The organism is Serratia sp. CY52157 (assembly GCF_052168495.1).
Classification (GTDB): Bacteria; Pseudomonadota; Gammaproteobacteria; order Enterobacterales; family Enterobacteriaceae; genus Serratia; species Serratia ureilytica.
Genome location: NZ_JBJNMO010000001.1, coordinates 1,236,596 through 1,261,547, shown reverse-complemented (window position 1 = coordinate 1,261,547; position 24,952 = coordinate 1,236,596). Strand labels below are relative to the sequence as shown.

General features: G+C 59.1%; 18 protein-coding genes. All 18 read left to right on the top strand.

Translation table 11 applies throughout. From position 1 onward, the window contains the following. Positions 1-255 precede the first annotated feature (255 nt). The 18 genes from ACJ8IP_RS06035 to narI all read left to right on the top strand — a co-directional run bounded on the left by ACJ8IP_RS06035 (position 256) and on the right by narI (position 24,854). Positions 256-1,650, top strand: a complete 1,395-nt coding sequence (locus ACJ8IP_RS06035; RefSeq protein WP_198793140.1) for a NarK family nitrate/nitrite MFS transporter — start codon at positions 256-258, stop codon at positions 1,648-1,650. 771 nt (positions 1,651-2,421) lie between these two features. After that, complete coding sequence (locus ACJ8IP_RS06030) at positions 2,422-3,321, top strand: transcriptional regulator (RefSeq protein WP_033650894.1); 900 nt, start codon at positions 2,422-2,424, stop codon at positions 3,319-3,321. Positions 3,322-3,499: 178 nt separating this feature from the next. Beyond that, positions 3,500-4,462 (top strand): NAD-dependent epimerase/dehydratase family protein, encoded by a 963-nt coding sequence (locus ACJ8IP_RS06025; protein WP_033643442.1) that lies wholly within the window; start codon positions 3,500-3,502, stop codon positions 4,460-4,462. Between the two features lie 173 nt (positions 4,463-4,635). Beyond that, positions 4,636-5,685 (top strand): UDP-N-acetylglucosamine--undecaprenyl-phosphate N-acetylglucosaminephosphotransferase, encoded by a 1,050-nt coding sequence (gene wecA / locus ACJ8IP_RS06020; RefSeq protein ID WP_033643441.1) that lies wholly within the window; start codon positions 4,636-4,638, stop codon positions 5,683-5,685. Positions 5,686-5,730: 45 nt separating this feature from the next. Next, positions 5,731-6,864, top strand: a complete 1,134-nt coding sequence (locus tag ACJ8IP_RS06015; RefSeq protein ID WP_033650895.1) for a polysaccharide export protein — start codon at positions 5,731-5,733, stop codon at positions 6,862-6,864. A gap of 27 nt (positions 6,865-6,891) precedes the next feature. Further along, entirely contained in the window at positions 6,892-9,063 is a 2,172-nt protein-coding gene (locus ACJ8IP_RS06010) for a polysaccharide biosynthesis tyrosine autokinase (RefSeq protein WP_033643439.1), read from the top strand. 4 nt (positions 9,064-9,067) lie between these two features. Next, complete coding sequence (locus ACJ8IP_RS06005; protein ID WP_198793141.1) at positions 9,068-10,357, top strand: flippase; 1,290 nt, start codon at positions 9,068-9,070, stop codon at positions 10,355-10,357. Next, positions 10,347-11,195, top strand: a complete 849-nt coding sequence (locus tag ACJ8IP_RS06000) for an ATP-grasp fold amidoligase family protein (RefSeq protein ID WP_033643436.1) — start codon at positions 10,347-10,349, stop codon at positions 11,193-11,195. Before ACJ8IP_RS06005 ends, ACJ8IP_RS06000 begins: the two co-directional genes overlap by 11 nt. Before the next feature lie 134 nt (positions 11,196-11,329). Then, entirely contained in the window at positions 11,330-12,235 is a 906-nt protein-coding gene (locus ACJ8IP_RS05995) for a glycosyltransferase family 2 protein (RefSeq protein WP_033643435.1), read from the top strand. A gap of 1 nt (position 12,236) precedes the next feature. Continuing rightward, complete coding sequence (locus tag ACJ8IP_RS05990; RefSeq protein ID WP_198793142.1) at positions 12,237-13,292, top strand: glycosyltransferase family 4 protein; 1,056 nt, start codon at positions 12,237-12,239, stop codon at positions 13,290-13,292. 10 nt (positions 13,293-13,302) lie between these two features. Beyond that, on the top strand, positions 13,303-14,046 hold the full coding sequence (locus ACJ8IP_RS05985) for a glycosyltransferase family 2 protein (protein WP_033643433.1): 744 nt from the start codon (positions 13,303-13,305) through the stop codon (positions 14,044-14,046). Beyond that, positions 14,043-15,926: a carbohydrate-binding protein CenC gene (locus tag ACJ8IP_RS05980; RefSeq protein ID WP_123061764.1), complete on the top strand. Its 1,884-nt coding sequence runs from the start codon at positions 14,043-14,045 to the stop codon at positions 15,924-15,926. Before ACJ8IP_RS05985 ends, ACJ8IP_RS05980 begins: the two co-directional genes overlap by 4 nt. Before the next feature lie 12 nt (positions 15,927-15,938). Further along, positions 15,939-16,925: a glycosyltransferase family 2 protein gene (locus ACJ8IP_RS05975; protein ID WP_033643431.1), complete on the top strand. Its 987-nt coding sequence runs from the start codon at positions 15,939-15,941 to the stop codon at positions 16,923-16,925. A gap of 45 nt (positions 16,926-16,970) precedes the next feature. After that, positions 16,971-17,873 carry a glycosyltransferase family 2 protein gene (locus tag ACJ8IP_RS05970; RefSeq protein ID WP_164106963.1) on the top strand — a complete coding sequence of 301 codons (903 nt, stop codon included), beginning with the start codon at positions 16,971-16,973 and terminating at the stop codon, positions 17,871-17,873. Positions 17,874-18,152: 279 nt separating this feature from the next. Beyond that, positions 18,153-21,914 (top strand): nitrate reductase subunit alpha, encoded by a 3,762-nt coding sequence (locus ACJ8IP_RS05965; protein WP_164106964.1) that lies wholly within the window; start codon positions 18,153-18,155, stop codon positions 21,912-21,914. Then, positions 21,911-23,455 carry a nitrate reductase subunit beta gene (gene narH, locus ACJ8IP_RS05960; RefSeq protein WP_042784782.1) on the top strand — a complete coding sequence of 515 codons (1,545 nt, stop codon included), beginning with the start codon at positions 21,911-21,913 and terminating at the stop codon, positions 23,453-23,455. Before ACJ8IP_RS05965 ends, narH begins: the two co-directional genes overlap by 4 nt. Beyond that, positions 23,452-24,174, top strand: a complete 723-nt coding sequence (narJ, locus tag ACJ8IP_RS05955; protein ID WP_033650904.1) for a nitrate reductase molybdenum cofactor assembly chaperone — start codon at positions 23,452-23,454, stop codon at positions 24,172-24,174. Before narH ends, narJ begins: the two co-directional genes overlap by 4 nt. Positions 24,175-24,176: 2 nt before the next feature. After that, on the top strand, positions 24,177-24,854 hold the full coding sequence (gene narI, locus ACJ8IP_RS05950; protein ID WP_033643426.1) for a respiratory nitrate reductase subunit gamma: 678 nt from the start codon (positions 24,177-24,179) through the stop codon (positions 24,852-24,854). The last annotated feature ends 98 nt before the right edge of the window (positions 24,855-24,952 follow it).

The window sequence follows — 24,952 nt, the reverse complement described above, 5'->3', positions numbered from 1 at the left end:
CCTGCGCATAACCCCATACCTCGAATGAAGTACCCATTAGTTTCCAGGGGCGCGTCGAGACGGCAAGAAAACGAAAGTGATAGTGATTAGTTTATTGATTTAAATGAATTTAATTTTTGGTTAGGGCGTACCCCTAAGGGGATGAAGGCGCCATTTCCGCCGCCAACTACTTGCATGCGGGTTGATATACATCAACTTTGCCGCCGGGGCCGCCCCCTAGGGTGTGCGGAATGATCCCCCGTGTCTGAGGTTTTTATGTCGCAACTTGCAACGCCTTCATCAAAGAAAACCGGTGCGCTGATTCAGGACTGGCGCCCTGAAGACAGCGCTTTTTGGCAGCAGCGTGGCCAGCGCATCGCCACCCGCAACCTGTGGATTTCCATTCCCTGTCTGCTGCTGGCCTTCTGCGTCTGGATGCTGTTCAGCGCCGTCGCGGTCAACCTGAACAAGGTCGGCTTCAATTTTACCACCGACCAGCTGTTTCTCCTGACGGCGCTGCCGTCGGTCTCGGGCGCCATTTTGCGCGTACCGTATTCCTTCGTGATCCCGCTGTTTGGCGGCCGTCGCTGGACCGCCATCAGCACCTGCTTCCTGCTGGTGCCCTGCCTGTGGCTCGGGTTTGCGGTGCAGGACAGCAGTACGCCGTACAGCGTGTTCGTCATTATTTCCCTGCTGTGCGGTTTCGCCGGCGCCAACTTTGCTTCCAGCATGGCCAACATCAGCTTCTTCTTCCCGAAAGCGCGTCAGGGCGGGGCGTTGGGGCTCAACGGCGGGTTGGGCAATCTGGGCGTCAGCGTCATGCAGCTGGTCGCGCCGCTGGCGATTTCCTTCAGCCTGTTCGGCCTGTTTGGCGGCACGGCGCAAAACCAGGTGGAGGGGGGCCAGCTGTGGCTGGAAAACGCCGCCTGGATCTGGGTGCCGTTCCTGCTGGTCGGCACGTTGGCGGCCTGGTTCGGCATGAACGATCTGGCGGCGGCCAAGGCATCGCTGCGTCAGCAACTGCCGGTGCTCAAGCGCGGGCATCTGTGGATGCTGAGCCTGCTGTATCTCGCGACCTTTGGCTCTTTCATCGGTTTCTCCGCCGGCTTCGCCATGCTGTCGAAGACGCAGTTCCCCGACGTAGTGATCTTGCATTACGCGTTTTTCGGGCCGTTCCTGGGGGCGCTGGCGCGGCCGGTCGGCGGCGCGTTGTCTGACCGTTTCGGCGGTGTGCGGGTGACGTTGATCAACTTTGTGGTCATGGCCGTTTTTGCCGCGCTGTTGTTCCTGACCTTGCCGAGTGCGGGCGAGGGCGGGTCGTTCATCGCCTTCTACGGCATCTTTATGGTGCTGTTCCTCACTGCGGGGCTGGGCAGCGGATCGACTTTCCAAATGATCGCCGTTATTTTCCGCAAAATCACCGTCGATCGCGTTAAAGCGGCCGGCGGCAGCGATGAAAGCGCGCAGCGTGAGGCGGTAACCGATTCCGCCGCCGCATTGGGCTTTATCTCGGCGATTGGCGCCGCCGGCGGCTTCTTCATTCCGCAGGCCTTTGGCACCTCACTGTCGCTGACCGGTTCACCCGCGGGCGCGATGAAAGTGTTCCTGGTGTTTTACATTTTGTGCGTCGTGATCACCTGGGCGGTGTATGGCCGCAAGAAAAAAGCCTGAGTGTCAAACGACTTTCTCTATCCCTCCCGACAGGGGAGGGATATTTCGTTCATACCGAAACTTCTCTCTTCTCCTCCTCAGTGAAATTTTCTGCCTTTAGGTAAAATTCTCACCCCCGCTTGCCGTTTTTTTCTTTTTTTATAGTTATATCTCTCAATGTATGAATCCTTTCTCACAAAAGGTTTATATTATTCACGCGGTTTTTTCGTTTTGTTGAGCGTGTTCTTACTATTAAACAATTAATGCTTTTTCCTGCGTTTAAATGAAATTGCTTAGGAGAATACCTAATTGATGTGCGTATTATAAAATCAGCAATAGGGTTTTGTCTTAGATGCTGAGCCCGTTGGATGGAATGAACGCCGGAGTTAAATCAGATAACTCTCATTCTGTTTTTTCCGTCTTTTTGTAGTCTATCTGACGTTCAGATTAGGTGGAAAAACAGAATGAATTCAGGGCGCAGAATGAAATTTCACAATTTCATTCGATTAACAATCAAGCAACGCTGTTAGTTTTTTCTTTCTAAATCAAAGAGGTGCTAGTTTGAATTTTACGGTAGCCAGGAAAGAAATCCATGTTACCAACAGGGAAATAGAGTCGTTTGGATAAACGGAACATCCTGAATCAGGCTTAATGTAAAAAATGAAATCAGAAAATTTTTATAAAAGCCAATATCCGATGAATGCAACCTGTTGAGTTTACATTTAATTTCTTGAACATTTTTTGATATTTCTATACAAAGTGTGCAGGACAGGCACGCTAAGGAAATTAAAAGTGAATCTTGATAAAAGAATAAAGATTAGGAATCTCGATGTTCTGACTCCTGCCGGGGAGAAATTCCGTCTGCGTTGGAAGGAGTATCAAATTCTTTCGCTGCTTGTCGCCAGATCCCCCGAGCTGGTTACCCGAACGGAAATTATAGAAAATATCTGGAAAGGAACCTATTGTTCAGATTCAACGATAAATCAAACAATTAAATCCATTCGTCAGAAAATTAGCGATTCGGAACACACGCTTATCAGAACCATTCCGCGCTTGGGTTACAAGGTGGAAAATCAAGCGGCTTTTCACTTTATATCTGAAGATGAAGACTACGCCGATGATGATATATTAAACGGTAACGATGATATTGACGTTGATATTCAAGCGGAACTTTCTGAAAGTGAAAATGAATCGCCTGTAGCCAACGACGAGAAAATAGTTAAGCCACGTAAATCGACCCTCGTTTCTGCGCCTGTTGCGGCGATGGATTCCTCTCAAGATCCGGCGCATGAAAAGAAGTCGCTGTCCGTGCGCCGCTTTTTCAGCGTGCCTGCCAGTCGCGTGGTGAAATACCTGACGGTGTTCGCCTCGTTACTGGTTATTTCACATTTTTCATATGTCCTGGGCAACCAAACCCGTCCGCCGGTAATCAATGATATTCAGAACAACACGCGCGTGGTGTTGACGCTGACGCTGAATAATCCCCATACCAACAGCCCGCAAACGCTGTTCTGTCTGTACCAGGGAGAGAACATGGATCAGGCCACCATCGAATGTGTCGATCCTAAACAAGGCCAGCTGAAATTGCCGGTAAAATATGAGACCTCTTCCTCCACCGGTAAAGGTCGGATTAATCTCATATTGCCGAATAAAACCTTGCAATATCAAGTTGCTTACGATGTTAAAAATTAGCGCTGAATGAGGTTTTATCTATAGCGATAATTTTACATTTGATGAAATCTTTTATTTCATTATTTGTTATTTGAAAGCCAGGTTCGATTTGTCCAGTCTGGAACTCATTACCTAACGCGTATTAGCGCCTGTCCCAATCGGGTGACGGGAATAATGAGAACCTGCTGAGTGACAAATTATGGATAAGCGTAAAGTAGCTATTATCGGGGGTTCCGGTTTTATCGGAACACGCCTGGCGAAACGTCTCAGTAAGCGCGATGATCTGACATTGGTCATCGTCGATAAGCAACCCAGTGCACATTTTCCATCCCTTTATCAGTATGGCGATGTGACTCAACCTCAGACTTTGCAAGAACCGCTGGCGGGCTGTGACGCCATCATTAATCTGGCGGCGGAGCATCAGGACAATGTCGATCCCATTTCGCTCTATTATCAGGTCAATGTCGAAGGCGCACGTCATGTCTGCATGACCGCCTCTGCATTGAATATCCGCCAAATCATTTTCACCTCCTCGGTCGCCGTTTACGGGTTCGTCAAGCAGGAAACCGGCGAAGAAGGGCGTTTCGAACCTTTCAACCATTACGGCAAGTCCAAGCTCGAGGCGGAATATGTTTATGAGGCCTGGCGCAAGGCAGACGCCGCAAATAAATTGACCATCATCCGTCCGACGGTGGTGTTCGGCGAAGGCAACCGCGGCAACGTGTATAACCTGTTCCGCCAGATCGCCAGCGGCCGTTTCGTGATGATTGGCAGCGGCAATAATATGAAGTCGATGGCTTACGTCGAGAATATTGCTGCACGGCTGGAGCATGCGTTGGATCAGCAGTCCAGTTATCAGGTCAGCAACTATGTCGATAAACCGGACTTTACGATGAATCAGCTGGTCGACGTTATTTCCTCTTCATTGGGCAGAGAAAATAAGACGATTCGCATTCCTTACGCCTTGGGAATATGCGGCGCAACCGCATTGGATGTCGTGAGTAAAATAAGTCGCAAGAAATTTCCAATTAGTCGCGTCAGAGTGCAGAAATTCTGTGCCAGAACGCAATTTAAAAGCAATGTGCAGAATAATTTCGTGGCGCCGGTCGAACTTGATTCGGCAATCGAAAGAACCATTAAACATGAGTTTTCTGATAGATAACTTAATCGCACGCTGACGTTATTTCGATATTTTCGCTGACAAGCGGATAAATCTGCATTTTCAGGATTAGCGCATGCTGACTTATATCCTGGCCGGATCAATTTTGTTTTTGTTAATAGCGCATTGGGAGCTGTAACTCAAGGGCGGTAGCGTGCTTATTCGCTGGAGGAACGATGTTATATCAACTGAGCGTGATATTTGTGCTGGCGGTGGCGTGGGTGCTTATTGCCCGCCGCGCCGCCTTGGTGGTGGGGTTAGTGGATAAGCCCAATGCGCGCAAGCAACATCTGGGGCACATTCCGCTGGTCGGCGGCATCGCCGTGTACCTGACGCTGATGCTGATGACGCTGTGGCAACCCGCCTGGCTGCCCGAAAGCACGATCTACCTGCTGTGCATAACGGCGCTGGTGGTGTTGGGCGTGCTGGATGACCGCTTTGATCTGCCCGTGGCGCCGCGCGTCATGGTGCAGGGAGGGATCGCGCTGGCGATGATGCTGGCGGCAGGGATGCAACTCTCCTCGCTGGGTTATGTCTGGGGGCATCAGGAAGTGATGCTCGGCTATGGCGCGTTGCTGCTCACGCCGCTGGCGGTATGGGGAGCGATCAATGCCTACAACATGGTGGATGGCATCGACGGACAGTTGGGCGCTTTGTCCTGCGTCACCTTCGTCGCGCTGGCCATCGTGTTCGGGCTGGGCGGCCGGGAAGACCTGGCGCTGTGGTGTCTGGGCCTGATCGCCGCTCTGGCGGCTTATCTGCTGTTCAACCTGAGTCTGTTCGGTGCCCGCAGCAAGATCTTTATGGGGGACGCCGGCAGCATGGTGATCGGCTTCAGCGTGCTGTGGCTGGTGTTGCTGGCGACCCAGGGACCGCAGGCGGTGATGCGCCCGGTGACCGCGCTGTGGCTGATCGCCATTCCTCTGATGGACATGGTGACGGTGATGGTGCGCCGCCTGCTGCGCCGCCAAAGCCCATTCAAAGCGGGGCGCGATCATTTGCACCATATTCTGATGCGTCGCGGACTGAATGCGCGCCAGGCGCTGGCGATGAGCACCATGCTGGCGGTGACGCTGGCCTGCATCGGCATCTGCAGCGAAGTGCTGAAACTGCAAGAGAGTTTGATGCTGGTGGCGTTTCTGCTCTGTTTTTGCGGCTATTTCGCCCTGTTGCGCGAGCCGCGTCAGGCGACGGTGTTCAGCGATAATCCGACCGTCGGCCGTTAATCCCCTCACGGGCTGCGGCGGCAGCCCGTTTATCACGGTACTTCCATGAATTTTCATTTGCCTCTTTTGATGCCGTTGGCCTTTACCTCCGCGCTGTTGAGCGGGTGTACGGTGATTCCCGGCTCACATTTACCTACCAGCGGAAAAGCCGTCGTCGTGCAGCAAGACGACGGTTTTGATTTGAATAACCAGGTGCAGGTCTACCGCATGTCGCCGATGTTGCTGCAGAAAATGCGGCGCGTAGAACCGGTCGCCCGGCCGAACCCGGCGCTGGATCAGCGGCTGCAGAACTATCAATACCGTATCGGCGTCGGCGACGTGTTGAACGTCACCGTCTGGGATCACCCTGAGCTGACTACGCCGGCCGGGCAGTACCGCAGCGCCAGCGACACCGGTAACTGGGTCCATGCCGATGGCACGATTTTTTATCCCTATATCGGGCGAGTGGCGGTGGTGGGCAAAACCGTCACCGAAGTGCGCAGCCTGATCGCCGGCCGTCTGGCGCAGTATGTGGAAAGCCCGCAGGTGGATGTCAGCATCGCCGCTTTCCGTTCGCAGAAGGCTTATGTGACCGGTGAGGTGAAAACCTCCGGCCAGCAGGCGATCACCAACGTGCCGCTGACCATCCTGGATGCGATCAACGCCGCCGGCGGCCTGACGGAGAACGCCGACTGGCGCAACGTGGTGCTGACCCATCAGGGCAAGGATCGGGCCATCTCGCTGCAGGCGCTGATGCAGCGCGGTGACATCAGTCAGAACGCGTTGCTGCAGCCGGGTGACATCCTTTACGTCCCGCGCAATGACGAACTGAAAGTATTCGTGATGGGCGAAGTGGGCAAGCAAGCGACGCTGAAGATGGATCGCAGCGGCATGACGTTGACCGAGGCCCTCGGCTCTTCCGAAGGGATCAGCCAGACGGTCGCGGATGCGACCGGGGTATTCGTGATCCGGCCGAGCGGCGGCAAAACGCCGCAGCGGCTGGCGACGCTGTATCAGTTCGATCTTTCCGACGCCAGCGCGCTGGCGATGGGCGCTGAATTTCAGCTGCAACCTTACGACGTCGTGTACGTCACTGCGGCGCCGGTCGCGCGCTGGAACCGTTTGATCAGCCAGCTGGTGCCGACCATCAGCAGCTTTAACGATCTCAGCGAGGCTACCTTGCGCGTGCGCAACTGGTAAATCCGCAGGATGAATAAGGAACAGAAGATGAAGAACAATGCGCTGTCCGTGATGGTGGCCGAACAAGATGAAAAGCTGGAGTGGGAGCGTCTGGTAGGGCCGCTTTGGGATAACCGCTGGCGGATCGCCGTCGTAACCGGCGTGGCCGGCGCGCTGGGCGTCGCCTATGCCCTGTTGGCGACCCCGGTGTATCAGGCCACGGCGGTGGTGCAGGTGGAGAAACAGCTGTCCGGCGACTCGCTGCTGCGCGAAACGCTGGACAGCTCGATGGGGCAGAATTCGGCGACGCAGGATGAAGTGACGCTGGCCAAGTCGCGCTACGTGCTCGGCAAAACGGTGGATGCCCTTGGCCTGACGGTGCGCGTCGAGCCGGACTATTTCCCGGTATTCGGTAAAGGTTTTGCCCGACTGAGCGGCGAAAAGGCGCCGGTGCTGGATATCGCCACGTTGACGACGCCGCCGGAAATGGAGGGCGAAGCGCTGACGCTGACGGTGCGCGATGGGCAGCATTACGAGCTGAGCCATGACGGCGCCAAACTGTTCAGCGGCGCGGTCGGGCAGCCGGTGGCGCAGGGCGGATGGAACATGGCCGTCTCGGCGCTGGACGCGGCGCCGGGCGCCAGCTTCACGGTGGTCAAAGTCGCGCGCCAGAAAGCGGTGGACGATCTGCGCAAAAATCTTGACGTAGTGCCGGGCGGTAAAGACAGCGGCATCATGACCTTTACGCTGCCGAGCGAAGATCCGCAGCGCGCCGAGGCGGTGCTGAAGAACATCACCGACAACTACCTGCAGCAGAACGTGGATCGCAAAACGGAAGAGGCGCAGCGAATGCTGGCGTTCCTGCAAGAGCAACTGCCGCAAACGCAAACCTCGCTCAACAACGCCGAAACCCAGCTCAATCAGTTCCGTCAGCAAAACGACTCGGTGGATCTGTCGCTGGAAGCCAAATCGGTGTTGGACACGCAGGTGCAGCTCGAAGCGCAGCTCAATGAACTGACCTTCAAGGAAGCGGAGATCTCCAAGCTCTATACCCGCGCGCACCCGGCTTACCGGGCGCTGCTGGAAAAGCGCGCCACGCTGGAAGCGGAAAAGGCGCGGCTGGGCAAACAGGTGCAGACGCTGCCGAAAATGCAGCAGGAGATCCTGCGTCTCACCCGAGACGTGCAGGTGGATCAGCAGGTTTACATGCAGCTGATGAACAAGCAGCAGGAGCTGAGCATCAGCAAGGCCGGCACGGTAGGCAACGTGCGCATCATCGATGAAGCGGAAACCGCCATTCGGCCGATCCAGCCGCAAAAGATGCTGATCGTGCTGTTGGCGCTGCTGCTGGGCGCCGGGGGCGCCGCCGCGGTGGTGCTGTTGCGCGCGGCCTTCCACCGCGGCATCAATGATATCGATACGCTGGAGAAGCGGGGCATTAACGTCTACGCCACCGTGCCGCTGTCGCCGTGGCAGGTGAAGCGCAACCGCGAGCAGCGTCATCTGTTGCCCAAATCCGGCGGCCGGCGCCTGCCGATCCTGGCGGTGGCCGAGCCGACGGATCTGTCGGTGGAGGCAATCCGCAGCCTGCGCACCAGCCTGCATTTCGCCATGCTGGAAGCCAAAAACAATATTCTGATGGTCTCCGGCGCCAGCCCGGAAAGCGGCAAGAGCTTCACCAGTACCAACCTGGCGGTGGTAGTGGCGCAGGCCGGGCAGCGGGTGTTGCTGATCGACGCGGATATGCGCAAAGGCTTTCTGCATCGCTGGCTGGCCGAGGATGGACATCGCGGTTTGTCCGACATGCTGGTGGGCGACGTGATGGCGGAACAGGCGGTGCGAAAAACCGCCATCGCCAACCTGGACTTCGTGCCGCGCGGCCAGGTGCCGCCGAATCCGTCCGAACTGCTGATGCATCGCCGCTTTGCCGACTTCCTGCGCTGGGCCGGGCAACACTACGATCTGGTGCTGATCGATACGCCGCCGATTCTGGCGGTGACGGATGCGGCGATCGTCGGTCATCACGCCGGCACCTCGCTGCTGGTGGTGCGTTTTGAAGTGAACACCGTCAAGCAGATCGAAACCAGCATGCGCCGTTTCGAACAGAATGGCGTGGCGATCAAAGGCGTGATCCTCAACGGCATGGTGAAAAAATCCGCCGCCGATGCGGGTTACTACGCCTTCGCCTATCCGAGCCATCAGGAAGAAAAGGTGCCGTAAGCGCATGAAAGCGATGCTGATGAACTCTTTGTGGTTAATGCTGGAGCGGGTATCGCTGAGTCTGTCGGGGATTTTCGTTTCGGTGTACGTCGCGCGCTATCTCGGGCCGGCGCAATACGGTTTGATTAACTACTTTCTGTCGGTGATCGCCATCGCCGTGCCGCTGGTGCAGCTGGGGGCGGACGCAGTGCTGTTCAACCGCGTCGCCAAACGGCGCCGGAGCGGCATGCGGCTGATGCTGGCTTCGATGCGCATCCGCCGCCAGCTGTTTGCGCTGATCGCGCTGCCGCTGATGGCCTGGACGCTGTTGACGCAGGATCGCACCAACCAAATCATGATGCTGCTGATGTTGATCAGCGCGTATTTCTCCGTGCAGGACGTCTACAAAATCTATTACGACGCGCTGCTGAAGTCGAAGTTGAACACGTTGATCAACAACGTTGCGCTGTTGCTGTCGATCGTGATGCGGCTCGGCCTGGTGTACGCGCAATTGCCGCTGGTGTGGTTTGCGCTGCCCTATGTGCTGAGCAGCCTGCTGCCTTATGCGGTGCGCTGGGTGCTGTTCCGTCGCGAGCAGGCGCAGATGCCGGCGATCAGCGGCAGACACAAACGGCGCTACGGCCGCTACCTGTTCAGCGTCGGCTTGCCGCTGGCGATCTCCAGCCTGTCGATCGTCATTTATACGCGCATCGATCAGATCATGCTGGGCAACTATTTGGGAGAACACAGCGTCGGGCTTTACAGCGCCGCCATCACGCTGAGCCAGGGGTGGGTATTTGTGCCCATCGCGCTGATCATGTCGATGATGCCAGGCGTGGCGAATGCCGGTTCGGAGCAGGAACAAGAGGCGCGCATTCGCCAGCTGTATCTGATGGTGCTGGTGCTTTCGATGCCAGTGATAGCGGTGCTGTCGCTGTTTCCGCAGCAGATAGTCGCGCTGATGTTCGGCGAAAGTTACCGGCAAACGGCGACCATTTTGGCGCTGTGCTCGGTGACGTCGCTGTTCTCGGTGATGGGAACGGTGTCTTACCGCGCCATCGTGCTGTTCAGCGGCTATCGATTCATCGCCATCAAAATGCCGCTGGCGGCGTTGGCCAACGTGGTGATGAATTTCATCCTGATCCCGCGCTACGGGATCATGGGCGCGGCGATATCGACGTTGATCACGGAGTTTATTTCATTCTTTGTGCTCAACAGCTTTTTCAGAGGAGGAAAAATTACGCGTTTGCAGGTGACTTGCTATCGGTGTTTTCCGCAATTAATAGGGAAGGTACGAGAAATATATGTTAAATAATCTGGTGAAAGGGTTATACCGACGTATGCCCGATGCAATATATCATCAGTTAAAATACGCAATGTTTTTCCGCAAGGTGCCGCATCTGGCCCATCCGGTGGGGTACAGCGAAAAACTGATGCGTAGGAAAGTTTATCCACTGGCGATATATACGCAGCTATCTGATAAATATCGGGTGAGAGAGTATATCGAACAGCTATGGGGTAAAGAGTATTTGATCGATCTTTACGCGCACGGCAACGAATTTACGGAAGAGATGTATCAGCAGCTGCCCGAGTCGTTTGTGATTAAAGCCAACCATGGCAGCGGATATAACAAGCTGGTATTTGATAAAAGCCAAACCGGTTATAACGAACTGCGGGTGTTGACCAACAGTTGGCTGCGGCAAAGTTTTTATCAGGTTTATCGCGAGCGGCATTATAAAGATATTCCACCTTGCATCATGGTGGAAAGAATGCTGATCGACGAAGGGCAAATACCGAACGACATCAAGATCCACTGTTTTAATCTTGACGGTGAGGTGCGCTTCTTTATTCAGATCGATTATCAGCGCTTTATCGATCATCGCCGCGATTTCTTTGATGCGGACTGGAACCGCACCGAGATCCGCATGGGCGTGCCGAACAGCGACGTGCCGATGTCGCGCCCCAGCGGGCTAAAGGAGATGCTGCGGCTGGCGCGCCAGGTGGCGGAACAATTCTCGTACGTACGCGTCGATTTTTATCAGGTGCAGGATCGCATTTATTTTGGCGAGCTGACTTTCACCCCGGGGGCCGGATTACAACGGCTGATGCCAGAAACGATTGAACAAGAATGGGGAGGGTATTTTCATACGTAGCTGAAACAGGCCGTTGGCTGCGCGTACTCGACCCGAGGCGGGGGGATAACCGGGCAGGGATATGCTGCGATAACAAACTTTTTCTCTGGCATCAGGCTGCACTCGCCAGTTGATAATAGCTTTTGAGGTATTAAATGGACTTATCAATTGTTATTCCCGCTTTTAATAATTCAAACCATCTCGCCGCCACGCTGGCGCGCATGACCCATTACTGCGCCGGTTTTGATTATGAAATTATCGTGGTCGATTATTCATCGGAAGCCGGTGAGTCGGAAAAGATACACGGACTGTTGGCGGCGAATCATCGCGCCAGACTGCATGAAAGCCGGGTGCGCGGCAATATCGCCGTCGCCTGCAATATCGGTTTTCGCCTGGCGCGTTCTGAGGTGGTTTTTTTTCTGGAACCGGAAGATATGTTTGGCACCAATTATATCATCCGGCGCTTGAGACGGCATGAGGACACACGGATCGATATCGTGTTCGGCAATTACACCACGGTCAACGACAAGAATGTGCGCAGCTACGTGTTTAATTATCAAGAGGGCGTGGCCGGGGAAGATTTCTTATTTATCGAGATGGGGGATATTCGCACTTCGACCATCAGCGTGCGCAAGAAACAAGACCGGCGGTTTTTATTTCCGGAGTTTTTGGCCCGTTACCAGGACTGGGGGTTTTTGGTCAACGCCACCAACCTGGGCGCCCGGGTGGTTCACGATCAGGGCGGTGGGGTGTTCATCCGCTGCGGCGACGAGGATCTGAACCGCTGCCGATTGAACATCGACGCCAGCGAACGCTTTATCGATACCTATCTGCAGGCCAGCGGCCGTTATATCAGCGGCTTTGCCTGTAAACACCTGCTGGCTTCGCTGTACAGCGAAGATCTGCAGGCTTTCAACTACTACTCATCGCGCATGGAGCGCCACACCCTGAGCGGCAAATTCAAGGCGATCAAGCTGTATGGCGACTGTCTGGCCAGGCTGGGACTGTTTCCATTGGGGGGGAGGCTGCTGCGCACGGCCCGCGAGGGATTACGGAGGTGACATGCAACCGCGGAAAATCGCAATTGTAATCGAAGACATCGGCGGCAAAGGCGGCACCGAACGGGTGGCCAGCAGCCTGGCCAATGCGCTGACCACCCGCTTCGGCCACCAGGTCGAACTGATATCCATCTGCGGGGATCGGGCGTTCTATCCGCTGGAGCCGGCGGTGACGCTGCGCTTCATGCGCGGCAAGACGCTGCTCTGGCCGTGGCGCCTGGCGCTGTTCTTACGCCGCGGCCGCTATGACGCCATCATCACCGTCTCGATGGGGAAACTCTCGGTGATCATGGTGCCTTACCTGCGGCTGTTGTGTCCCGGCAGCCGCTTGGTGCTGAGTGAACATGTCAGTTTCCACCAGTATCCGTGGCCGATGAAGTGGCTGAAGGTGCTGATCTACCGGCTGGGCGATCGCACCGTGCTGCTGACGCAAAAAGATCTGGCGAATATCGGCCGCTGGGTGCCCGCCCGCAAATGTCGGGTGATTGAGAACGTGTCGCCGTTTCCGCTGCGGGCGCCGCATCCGGAACAGCAACAGCCGGTGGCGCTGGCGGTCGGCCGACTGTGCCACCAGAAAGGCTTCGACCGGCTGATCGCCGCCTGGCGGCAGGTGGCGCAGCAGGCGCCGGAGTGGCGGCTGCACATCGTCGGCGATGGCCCGGATCGGGCGGCGTTGCAACGGCAGATCGCCGATTACGGGCTCGACGACCGGGTGCAGCTGCTGCCGGCCACCGCCGATATCGCCGGGCATTACCGGCAGGCGAGCCTGTTGCTGATGACCTCTCGCTACGAAGGTCTGCCGATGGTGCTGATCGAAGCCATGAGCTTCGGCCTGCCGCTGGTGGCTTTTGACTGTCTGACCGGCCCGGCGGAGCTGATCGACGATCACGAAAACGGTTATCTGGTGACGGACGGCGACGTCGACACCTTCAGTCAGCGCGTCCTGGCGCTGATCGGCGACGGCGAACTGCGTCGCCGCTTCTCCCACCGTGCGTTGGAAAAGGCGCAGCGGTTTGTGCCTGAACGTATTTACCCCCAGTGGCAAGAGCTTATCGTCTGAGGTAATCATCATGGAAAAAGTGTCCGTCATTATGCCGGCTTATAACGCCGCCGGTTTTATCCGCGAGTCGATCCTTGGCGTATTGAATCAAACTTATCAGGACTATCACCTGTATGTGATTGACGACGCCTCCACCGACAACACCGCTGAGGTGGTCAAGCCGTTCATTCACGATCGGCTGACCTACATCCGCAACAACGCCAATCAGGGGGTGGCCGAAACGCGCAACATCGCCATCGAGGCGGCGCGGGGCGACTACATCGCGTTTTGCGACAGCGACGATGTTTGGCACCCGAATAAGCTGGCTCGCCAGGTCGGCATCCTTAAAACCCAGCGTTACGACGTGGTCTGCTCGCACTATTACACCTTCGAGAATGACCTGGCGCAGGTGAAAAATTACCGCGGCGCCGGGGAGATCATCGCCTACCGCGACATGTTGAAAAGCAACTGGATCGGCAACCTGACCGGCATGTACAACCAGCGCCGGGTCGGCAAGGTCTACCAGCGCAAGGTCGGGCATGAAGACTACGTGATGTGGCTGTCTATTCTGGAGCGCGCGCGCAATCGCCTGGCGTACTGCATTCCGGAGCCGCTGGCGTTTTACCGGCTGTCCGCCAATTCGCTGTCCGGCAACAAGATCCGCGCGGCGGACTGGCAGTGGCAGATCTACCGTCGTCATCTGGGGCTCTCTTATCAAAAATCCTGCTATCTGTTCTTCTCCTACCTGTACAGCGCGGTGATGAAAAGACAATGACCAGCAAAATCTTGAACGCAGCCTGCGTGCTGATCGGATGCGGGCTGGCGGCTCAGGCCGGGGCGGCGGGCTGCGAGACCAATCTGCTGACCAACCCCGGCTTTGAGCAGGGACAGACGGGCTGGTCGCTGCCGCCGGCCAAGGTGGTCTCCGGCGGCCGCAGCGGCCGTGCCAGCCTGTACTACAGCAATCCTGACCCGGCGGAGTATCACCAGATGCTGCAAACGCTGCAGGTGAAAGCGGGCCAGACGATCGCGTTCGGCGTGTGGGTGCGCGGCGATAACCTGCGCGGCAAAGGCGATCAGCCGGGCGCCGGGGTGTACGTCGAAAGCTATGACGCCAAGGGGCGCCACCTGGCCGGCAGCTACCCGCAAGGCCTGCTGGGCAGCAGCGGTTGGCAGCCGGTGGAGGGCAGCTTCACCGTGCCGGCAGAGGCCACCACCACCGTACTGGGGCTGTATATGCGCAAGGGCACGACCGGCAACGCCTGGTTCGACGATGCCTACGTTTGCAGCCAGCCGACGGCGCCGGCGTTGTATCAGATGCGCGCCGGCGGGCAATCGGCCTCCAGCCTGATTGAAGTGCAGCAGCCTCAGGAAGTGCAGGTGGAAAGTACGCTGCTCGATAGCCAACGCACCGCCGTGCGGCAGGAGAGCCGCCGCTACCATGTCGCCGAGCGTCAGCGCGTAGAGTTCTCGCTGCCGGCCAACCTGGCCGCCGGCGAGTACCGCCTGCAGCAGCAGGTGACGGACGTGGCGTCGAAGCACAGCCGGAGCAGCGAAATGCCGGTCAGCATCGGCGAGGCGCCGCCGAAAGTGGCGCTGGACGAGCAGGGCTATACGCTGCGGCAGGGCAAGCGCTTCTTTCCGCTGGGCATCTACATGTACGGCAACATGGCGACCGATGAGCATCTGGCGCGCATCCGCGACGCCGGTTTCAACACCCTGCTGAATTACAACTACGGCGCAGGGCGCGACCCGTACGCCTATTTCCGCAAAACGCAGCAGTACGGGCTTCAGGTGATTTTCTCGCTGAAGGATTTCTACCCCGGCCTCGACTCTGCGCCGAAAACGCGCCTGAGCTACCCGCAGTTGACGGCGTCTTATGTGGAGAAGTTTAAAACTCAGCCGAACCTGCTCGCCTGGTACATCAACGATGAGCTGGCGCCGAAGTACGCGCCGCAGATAGAGCAGATGCATCTGCAGGTGAAGCAACAAGACCCTGACCATCTGACCTTTCAGGCGCTTAACCAGACCGGCGCGCTCAACGCCTATTTCAACAGTTCCGACGTGTTGGCCAGCGATCCTTATCCGGTCGGACGCGATGCCGACATGACGCGCACGCTGGAATACTCGCGCCTGACGGTGCAGGTGGCGCGCCAGGCGAAGGGCGCCTGGCTGGTGATGCAGATCATGGATCACGCCGCCTATGAGCCGCACCGCAAGCCGCGCCAGCCGAGCGAAGCGGAGATCCGCAACCAGGCCTGGCTGGGGCTGATCGGCGGCGTCAAAGGGCTGCTGTTCTACTCCTATACCGACCTGTTCTACAAGCGCCGCAGCGGCGATTTCAACCAACAGGAATTCGACGGTATCTGGCAAGGGGTTGCCCGCGTGGCGCAACAGATCGACAGCTTCACGCCGTACCTGCTCTCGGGCGAAAGTGCGACGCTGTCCGGCAACAACACCGCCGTACCGGCGCGGCTGTTTATCGACGGCGAGCGCGGCCTGGTGCTGATCGCCAACCCGTACTATCGGCCGATGGCCGCCCGTTTTGACCTGCCGCCCGGCTGGCGCTGGCAGGGGCAGCCGCAGATCGACGCCAAATTGCCCGCGGTGGGCAGCAGCGCGCTGTGGGTGCAACGAGACACTAGCAATCAATAAGGATACCCGTTCATGACTATCACGCTAAGCCTGATCGTCCCGGTGTATAAGGTGGAAGCCTACATCGAAGCGTGCCTGGACTCGGTGCTGAGTCAATTGCCCGACTGGGCGGAAGTGATCCTCGTCGATGACGGCAGCCCGGACGGCTCCATCGCCGTCGCGCAAGAGGTGCTGTGCCGTTATCCGGCATTGAAAACGCAGGTCAGCATCCTGCGCCAGGATAACCAGGGGTTGAGCGCCGCGCGCAACGCCGGGATCGCCCATGCCGAAGGCGAATATCTCGGTTTTCTGGACTCCGACGACGTGCTGCTGCCGGGCTATTTCAGCATTTTGGGGCGCCTGCTGGCGGATAACCCGCAGGTGGAGATCGTGGCGTTCAACGCCCAGCGTTTCTCGCGGCTGAAAAACGGCAAGATAGAACCGGATGGCCTGATGGCGATCGTGCCCGGCAACGCCGCGCCACAGGAGCGCGAGCCGCATATGGCGCTGCTGGCTGACAGTTTTAACCGCAGCCTGTGGTACGCCTGGGCGCGGATTTATCACCGTTCGCTGTTCAACGACGCCGCGTTTCCGGCGGGGCGCAACTTCGAGGATATCCAGCTGATCCCGCAGCTGTATCTGAAAGCGAACCGCATCGTGGTGTGCGACACGCCGTTGGTAGGATATCGCGCTAACCCCAACGGCATCACGCGCGCGCCGAAGCGGCGGGATTTGGACGATCTCGATTACGCCATCGAGCGCGCTGACAGCGGGCGTCGCCGCGAGGGGGGGAAGGGATTCCACTCGGTGCTGTTCGTCACCACGCTGAAGGCGCGCCTGCTGGTCGGGCTGGACTTCTTCGGCCTGCGTGACGCGCTGCGGGAAACCGCCGAGCTGAAACGGCGCTATGCCCGGCTGCGGGCGGAGGAGCGGCAAATGCTGAGCCGCAAGAACCGCCTGTTCTACCGCAGTCCGCTGGTCTACTACCTGATGGCCAGTCTCTACAACCGTTTCGGGTGAATCTGACCGTGCCCGAACGACGATAAACCCGTGTGGAAGCCCATTATGAGTATCAAAGTCAGCGTCATTATTCCGACCTATGGCCGCAGCGAACTGCTGGCGCGCGCCATCGACAGCGTCCTGGCGCAAACCCATCAGCCGGTGGAGATCGTGGTGGTGGACGATAATCCGCCGGATCATCCGCAGCGCCAGGCCACCCGCGAACGGCTGGCCGGCTATATTGCCGCCGGGCAGATCGTCTATTGCCCGCGCGCGCGCAACGGCGGCGGGGCGCGGGCGCGCAACAGCGGCATCCTGCGCGCCACCGGGGAATACCTCACTTTTCTGGACGACGACGATTATTACCATCCGGAGAAGATCACCCGTCAGCTGGCCTTTATGCAGCGCGGCGATTACCCCGTCAGCCTGTGCGATATGGATATTCTGCAGGACGGCCAAATCAGCGCCGAGCGCTATTACCGCGCCCGCTGCGACGGCCTGGAGGACTTCATGCTGGCCGGCGTCGCTTACACGCCGATGATCATGCTGCGCCGCGAGGCGGCGATCGCGGTGCGCGGGTTCTTCAATACCCCGCGTTATCAGGATCATATCTTCATTTATCGCCTGCTGGCGGCGGGCATGCGTATCGGCACGTTGCACGAGCGCCTGGCGGTGCATAACGATCACGACGGTGAGCGTATTACCTCCAGCCCGAAAGGCATCATCGGCTATCACAACAAAATGCAGTTCGAGCGCCGGTTGATGCCGCAGATTTCGCCGCGGGCACGCAAGGTGATGCGGCTGCGCCACACCTGCATTACGTCGCGCATCATCACCGACAGCCGAAGCCGTCTCGGCGGCGTGCTGCACGGCATGAAGGGCATCATCTACGTCAACAGCGGGATGATGGCCGGTGTTTACATGAAGAACATTCTGCGCAACGTCTTCTTCCGCGGCGTCCCTTTCTGAAACCCGACGCGGGGTTTTCCCCCGCGTCCTACCCCCAAATACCCCGTCTTGCCTCCCACCCGTTCGCCTTCATCTTGACATTCTGATTTATTCGTTTTAATTCAAACAATTAATTCTATTTCTCACCCCTATACTTTGGTGGTATTTCCCGCCCGACGCACGCGTCGCCCGCCGCTTTCTCTTGATCGCAATCAATTTGCCGTCGGTTGGCCGTCAGTAGGCTGGCGGCAGATTGAGCATGTCTTCTTATAACGACAAGAGCCTTCAGGAGCATTCCGGATGAGCAAATTTTTAGACCGTTTCCGCTATTTCAAGCAGTTGGCGGAGCCTTTTTCTGGCGATCACGGCCAGACCTTGAACACCAACCGCGACTGGGAAGACGGCTACCGCAGCCGTTGGCAGCATGACAAAGTGGTGCGTTCCACCCACGGTGTGAACTGCACCGGTTCCTGCAGTTGGAAGATCTACGTGAAGAATGGTCTGGTGACCTGGGAAACCCAGCAAACCGACTATCCGCGCACCCGCCCCGATCTGCCCAACCATGAACCGCGCGGCTGCCCGCGCGGCGCCAGCTACTCCTGGTACCTGTACAGCGCCAACCGGCTGAAATACCCGCTGATGCGCAAGCGGCTGCTCAAACTGTGGCGCGAGGCGAAAGCGCAGCACAGCGATCCGGTCGAGGCCTGGGGATCGATCGTCGGCGATGCGGAAAAAGCCAAAAGCTACAAGGTGGCGCGCGGCCGCGGCGGTTTCGTCCGCTCCAGCTGGCAAGAGGTCAATGAACTGATCGCCGCCGCCAACGTCTATACCGCCAAAACCTTCGGCCCTGACCGCATTATCGGCTTCTCGCCGATCCCGGCGATGTCGATGGTGTCCTACGCCGCCGGCGCTCGGTACCTGTCGCTGATCGGCGGCGCCTGCCTGAGCTTCTACGACTGGTATTGCGATTTGCCGCCGGCTTCGCCGATGACCTGGGGCGAGCAGACCGACGTGCCGGAGTCCGCCGACTGGTACAACTCCTCCTACATCATCGCCTGGGGCTCCAACGTGCCGCAGACGCGCACCCCGGACGCCCACTTCTTTACCGAAGTGCGCTACAAGGGCACCAAAACCGTGGCGGTGACGCCGGACTACGCCGAAGTCGCCAAGCTGTGCGACCACTGGCTGAATCCGAAGCAGGGCACCGACAGCGCGATGGCGCTGGCGATGGGCCATGTGATGCTGAAAGAGTTCCATCTCGATCGCGAAGTCGGCTACTTCCGCGACTACGTGCGCCGCTATACCGACATGCCGATGCTGGTGCTGCTGGAGCCGCGTGAAGGCGGCCACTACGCCGCCGGCCGCCTGCTGCGCGCCGCCGATCTGGTGGACGGACTGGGCCAGGAAAACAATCCCGAGTGGAAAACCGTCGCTATCGACAGCCGCAGCGGCGAGCTGGTGGCGCCGCAGGGCTCCATCGGTTTCCGCTGGGGCGAGAAGGGCAAGTGGAACCTGGAGCAGCGCGAAGGCAAGTCGCAACAGGAAGTCGAGCTGCAGCTCAGTCTGCTGGGCATGCATGACGACGTTGCCGAGGTGGGCTTCCCGTACTTCGGCGGCGCCGACAGCAAGCATTTCAACAGCGTGGCGCTGGACGAAATCCTGCTGCACAAGCTGCCGGTGAAACGCCTGCGGCTGGCGGACGGCAGTGAAGCGCTGGTGACCAGCGTGTATGACCTGCTGCTTGCCAACTACGGCCTGGAGCGCGGGCTGGGCGACGCCAACTGCGCCGCCGACTATGACGAGGTCAAGGCTTACAGCCCGGCCTGGGCCGAGCAGATCACCGGCGTGTCGCGCCACAACATCATCCGCATTGCCCGCGAGTTCGCGGAAAACGCCGAGAAGACCCACGGCCGTTCGATGATCATCGTCGGCGCCGGCGTCAACCACTGGTATCACATGGACATGACCTACCGCGGCCTGATCAATATGCTGATCTTCTGCGGTTGCGTCGGCCAGAGCGGCGGCGGCTGGGCGCACTACGTCGGCCAGGAAAAACTGCGGCCGCAAACCGGCTGGCTGCCGCTGGCGTTCGGCCTTGACTGGCAGCGCCCGCCGCGCCACATGAACAGCACCTCGTTCTTCTACAACCATTCCAGCCAATGGCGCTATGAAACCGTCGGCGCCGATGAGCTGCTGTCGCCGCTGGCGGACAAATCGCGCTTCGGCGGCAGCCTGATCGACTTCAACGTGCGCGCGGAGCGCATGGGCTGGCTGCCGTCGGCGCCGCAGCTGGGCGCCAATCCGCTGCGCCTTGCGGAGCAGGCCCGTGCTGCCGGCCAGTCGCCGGTTGAGTTCACCGTCGACAGCCTGAAGAGCGGCGCGCTGGGCTTTGCCGCCGAGCAGCCGGACAATCCGCAGAACTTCCCGCGCAACCTGTTCGTCTGGCGCTCCAACCTGCTGGGCTCTTCCGGCAAGGGCCATGAATACATGCTCAAATACCTGTTGGGCACCGAGAACGGTATCCAGGGGAAAGATCTCGGCCAGCAGGGCGGCGTGAAGCCGCAGGAAGTGGAATGGCGCGAGCAGGGCGGCGAAGGCAAACTGGATCTGGTGGTGACGCTCGATTTCCGCATGTCGAGCACCTGCCTGTATTCCGACGTGGTGCTGCCGACCGCCACCTGGTACGAAAAAGACGACATGAACACCTCCGACATGCACCCGTTCATTCATCCGCTGTCGGCGGCGGTCGATCCGGCCTGGGATTCGAAGAGCGACTGGGAAATCTACAAGGGCATCGCCAAAGCCTTCTCCGAGGTGTGCGTCGGCCATCTGAGCCAGGAAACCGACGTGGTGACTTTGCCTATTCAGCACGACTCCGCCGCCGAGCTGGCGCAGCCTTACGGCGTGCAGGACTGGAAGAAAGGCGAGTGCGAACTGATCCCCGGCAAAACCGCGCCGCACATCATCGCGGTGGAGCGCGATTATCCGGCCACCTACGAGCGTTTTACCTCCTTGGGGCCGTTGATGGACAAACTGGGCAACGGCGGCAAGGGCATCAGCTGGAACACCCAGACCGAGGTCGATTTCCTCAAGCAGCTTAACTACGTCAAGGCCGACGGCCCGGCGGCGGGGCGGCCGAAGATCGAGAGCGCGATAGACGCGGCGGAAGTGATCCTGTCGCTGGCGCCGGAAACCAACGGCCAGGTGGCGGTGAAAGCCTGGGAAGCGCTGAGCAACGTCACCGGCCGCGATCACCGGCATCTGGCGCTGAACAAGGAAGACGAGAAAATTCGCTTCCGCGACATTCAGGCGCAGCCGCGCAAAATCATCTCCAGCCCAACCTGGTCCGGCCTGGAAGACGAGCACGTCTCCTATAACGCCTGCTACACCAACGTGCATGAGCTGATCCCGTGGCGCACCCTCAGCGGCCGTCAGCAGCTGTATCAGGATCACGAGTGGATGCGCGCCTTCGGCGAAAGCCTGCTGGCGTATAGGCCGCCGATCGACACCCGCGCCGCGCAGCCGCTGCTCAACAGCAAACCGAACGGCAACAAGGAGAAGGCGCTGAACTTCCTGACGCCGCACCAGAAGTGGGGCATCCACTCCACCTACAGCGACAACCTGCTGATGCTGACGCTGTCGCGCGGCGGCCCGATCGTCTGGCTGAGCGAAGACGACGCCAAAGATCTGGGCATCGCGGACAACGACTGGATCGAGGCCTTCAACGCCAACGGCGCGCTGACGGCGCGCGCGGTGGTCAGCCAGCGTATCCCGGCGGGGATGACCATGATGTACCACGCGCAGGAGCGCATCGTGAACCTGCCCGGCTCGGAGATCACTCGCCAACGCGGCGGCATCCATAACTCGGTGACCCGCGCTTGCCCGAAACCGACCCACATGATCGGCGGCTATGCGCAACTGGCCTACGGCTTCAACTACTACGGCACCGTCGGCTCCAACCGCGACGAGTTCGTGGTGGTGCGCAAGATGAACCGTATTGATTGGTTGGACGATGAAGGCAACGACTACGCGCAGGGCAGTCAGCAGGAGAACAACAAATGAAAATTCGTTCGCAAGTCGGCATGGTGCTGAATCTGGACAAGTGCATCGGTTGCCACACCTGTTCGGTCACCTGCAAGAACGTCTGGACCAGCCGCGAGGGGATGGAATACGCCTGGTTCAATAACGTGGAAAGCAAGCCCGGCGTCGGGTATCCGCACGCCTGGGAAGATCAGGAAAAATGGAAGGGCGGCTGGATCCGTAAAATCAACGGCAAGCTGGAACCGCGCATGGGCAGCCGCGTCGGCGTGCTGGCGAAAATCTTCGCCAACCCGGACGTGCCGGCGCTGGATGACTACTACGAGCCGTTCGATTACGACTACCAGCACCTGCACACCGCCAAACAGGGCAAACACCAGCCGGTGGCGCGCCCGCGCTCGGTGATCACCGGCCGGCGCATGAACAAGATCGAAAGCGGCCCGAACTGGGAAGAGATCCTCGGCGGAGAGTTCGAAAAACGTTCGCAGGACAAGAACTTCGACAACCTGCAGAAGGCGATGTACGGCCAGTTCGAAAACACCTTCATGATGTATTTGCCGCGCCTGTGCGAGCACTGCCTCAACCCGGCCTGCGTCGCCACCTGCCCGAGCGGGGCGATCTACAAGCGCGGCGAAGACGGCATCGTGCTGATCGATCAGGACAAGTGTCGCGGTTGGCGCATGTGTCTGACCGGCTGCCCGTACAAGAAAATCTACTTCAACTGGAAGAGCGGCAAGTCCGAGAAGTGCATCTTCTGCTACCCGCGCATCGAAGCCGGGCAGCCGACGGTCTGTTCGGAAACCTGCGTCGGCCGCATCCGCTACCTCGGCGTGCTGCTGTACGACGCCGATCGCATCGAGCAGGCGGCGGCGGTGGAAAGCGACAAGGATCTGTACCAGAGCCAGCTCGATATCTTCCTCGATCCGCATGACCCGAAGGTGATTGCTCAGGCGCTGGCGGACGGCGTGCCGCAGGGCGTAATTGAAGCCGCTCAGCAGTCGCCGGTGTACAAAATGGCGATGGACTGGAAGTTGGCGCTGCCGCTGCACCCGGAATACCGCACGCTGCCGATGGTGTGGTACGTGCCGCCGTTGTCGCCGATTCAGTCGGCCGCCGACGCCGGCGAGCTGGCGCACAGCGGCGTATTGCCGGACGTCGAGAGCCTGCGCATTCCGGTGCAGTATCTGGCGAACCTGCTGACCGCCGGCGATACCGAGCCGGTGCTGCTGGCGCTGAAACGCATGCTGGCGATGCGCCACTACAAACGGGCGGAAACCGTCGACGGCGTGGTGGACATCAGCGCGCTGGAGCAGGTCGGTCTGAGCGAAGCGCAGGCACAGGAGATGTATCGCTACCTGGCGATCGCCAACTATGAAGATCGCTTCGTGGTGCCGTCGAGCCACCGCGAGCTGGCGCGCGAAGCCTTCCCCGAAAGCAAAGGCTGCGGTTTCAGCTTCGGTGACGGCTGCCACGGCAGCGACGGCAAGTTCAATCTGTTCAACAGCCGTCGTATCGACGCCATCGACGTGACCGCGAAAACCGCGCGGCCGGAGGATGCCTCATGATCAGCCTGAAAGTGATCGCCCGCCTGCTGGATTATCCGGAGCAGGCGCTGTTTGACCATCAGCAGGCGCTGATTGAAGCGCTGGAACCGGCCAGCGAGCTGGATCTGCACCACAGCGCGCTGCTGATTCTGTTTATCCGCCGCCTGTGCGCGCGCCCGTTGCTGGACGCGCAGGCCGACTATTGCGAGCTGTTCGATCGTGGCCGCGCCACCTCGCTGCTGCTGTTTGAGCACGTGCACGGCGAATCGCGCGATCGCGGCCAGGCGATGGTTGACCTGATGGCGCAGTACCGCGCCGCCGGGCTGGAGATCGACAGCCGCGAGCTGCCTGATTTCCTGCCGCTGTACCTGGAGTATTTAGCCAGCCGCAGCGCGGCACAGGCGCGGGAAGGGCTGCAGGACATTGCGCCGATCCTGGCGCTGCTGGGCGCGCGCTTGCAGCAGCGCGAAAGCCCGTACGCGGTGCTGTTCGATCTGCTGTTGGCGCTGTCCGGCAGCGATGCGCAGGCCCAGGCGCTGAAGACGCAGGTGGCGCAAGAGGCGCGCGACGATACGCCGCAGGCGCTGGATGCGGTATGGGAAGAGGAGCAGGTCAAATTTCTCGGCGAGCAGGGCTGCGCCTCCGCCCAGCAGACGGCGCACCAGCGGCGCTTCGCCGGCGCGGTGGCGCCACAGTATCTGGACCTGACGGATGCGTTAACCGGAACCAAAGGACGCTAATTATGCAATTTTTGAATCAGTTCTTCTTCGACATCTACCCTTATCTGGCCGGCGCGGTGTTCCTGATCGGCAGCTGGCTGCGCTACGACTACGGGCAGTACAGCTGGCGCGCCGGCTCCAGCCAGATGCTGGATAAAAAGGGCATGCGGCTGGCGTCCAACCTGTTCCACATCGGCATTATCGGCATCTTCGCGGGCCACTTCCTCGGCATGCTGACGCCGCACTGGATGTATGAGGCCTTCCTGCCGATCGACGTGAAGCAGAAGCTGGCGATGATCGCCGGCGGCGCCTGCGGCCTGATGACGCTGATCGGCGGCGCGCTGCTGTTGAAGCGCCGGTTGACCAACCCGCGGGTGCGCGCCACCAGCAGCGTCGCCGACATCCTGATCCTGACATTGCTGGTGGTGCAGGTGTGCCTGGGGTTGCTGACCATTCCGTTCTCCGCCCAGCATATGGACGGCAGCGAAATGATGAAGCTGGTGGCCTGGGCGCAGGCGGTCGTGACCTTCCACGCCGGCGCCTCTGCGCACCTGGAAGGCGTGGCGCTAATCTTCAAGCTGCATATGGTGCTGGGCATGACGCTGTTCGTGCTGTTCCCGTTCTGCCGCCTGGTGCATATCTGGAGTGCGCCGGTAGAGTACCTGACCCGCCGTTACCAGCTGGTGCGCAACCGCCGCTGAGCCTGACCCCGCCGCCGCCGCCGATCGCCAGCGGCGGCGCTATTCCGATAATTCCCCCGCCGTCTGCCCATTCTCGTCGCCTTGTCGTAAACTCACTA

Excerpts from the sequence above, each read along its gene's own strand:
- ACJ8IP_RS06035 (WP_198793140.1), top strand. The coding sequence starts at position 256 with ATGTCGCAACTTGCAACGCCTTCATCAAAGAAAACCGGTGCGCTGATT.
- ACJ8IP_RS06025 (WP_033643442.1), top strand. The coding sequence starts at position 3,500 with ATGGATAAGCGTAAAGTAGCTATTATCGGGGGTTCCGGTTTTATCGGA.
- wecA (WP_033643441.1), top strand. The coding sequence starts at position 4,636 with ATGTTATATCAACTGAGCGTGATATTTGTGCTGGCGGTGGCGTGGGTG.
- ACJ8IP_RS06015 (WP_033650895.1), top strand. The coding sequence starts at position 5,731 with ATGAATTTTCATTTGCCTCTTTTGATGCCGTTGGCCTTTACCTCCGCG.
- ACJ8IP_RS06010 (WP_033643439.1), top strand. The coding sequence starts at position 6,892 with ATGAAGAACAATGCGCTGTCCGTGATGGTGGCCGAACAAGATGAAAAG.
- ACJ8IP_RS06005 (WP_198793141.1), top strand. The coding sequence starts at position 9,068 with ATGAAAGCGATGCTGATGAACTCTTTGTGGTTAATGCTGGAGCGGGTA.
- ACJ8IP_RS06000 (WP_033643436.1), top strand. The coding sequence starts at position 10,347 with ATGTTAAATAATCTGGTGAAAGGGTTATACCGACGTATGCCCGATGCA.
- ACJ8IP_RS05995 (WP_033643435.1), top strand. The coding sequence starts at position 11,330 with ATGGACTTATCAATTGTTATTCCCGCTTTTAATAATTCAAACCATCTC.
- ACJ8IP_RS05990 (WP_198793142.1), top strand. The coding sequence starts at position 12,237 with ATGCAACCGCGGAAAATCGCAATTGTAATCGAAGACATCGGCGGCAAA.
- ACJ8IP_RS05985 (WP_033643433.1), top strand. The coding sequence starts at position 13,303 with ATGGAAAAAGTGTCCGTCATTATGCCGGCTTATAACGCCGCCGGTTTT.
- ACJ8IP_RS05980 (WP_123061764.1), top strand. The coding sequence starts at position 14,043 with ATGACCAGCAAAATCTTGAACGCAGCCTGCGTGCTGATCGGATGCGGG.
- ACJ8IP_RS05975 (WP_033643431.1), top strand. The coding sequence starts at position 15,939 with ATGACTATCACGCTAAGCCTGATCGTCCCGGTGTATAAGGTGGAAGCC.
- ACJ8IP_RS05970 (WP_164106963.1), top strand. The coding sequence starts at position 16,971 with ATGAGTATCAAAGTCAGCGTCATTATTCCGACCTATGGCCGCAGCGAA.
- ACJ8IP_RS05965 (WP_164106964.1), top strand. The coding sequence starts at position 18,153 with ATGAGCAAATTTTTAGACCGTTTCCGCTATTTCAAGCAGTTGGCGGAG.
- narH (WP_042784782.1), top strand. The coding sequence starts at position 21,911 with ATGAAAATTCGTTCGCAAGTCGGCATGGTGCTGAATCTGGACAAGTGC.
- narJ (WP_033650904.1), top strand. The coding sequence starts at position 23,452 with ATGATCAGCCTGAAAGTGATCGCCCGCCTGCTGGATTATCCGGAGCAG.
- narI (WP_033643426.1), top strand. The coding sequence starts at position 24,177 with ATGCAATTTTTGAATCAGTTCTTCTTCGACATCTACCCTTATCTGGCC.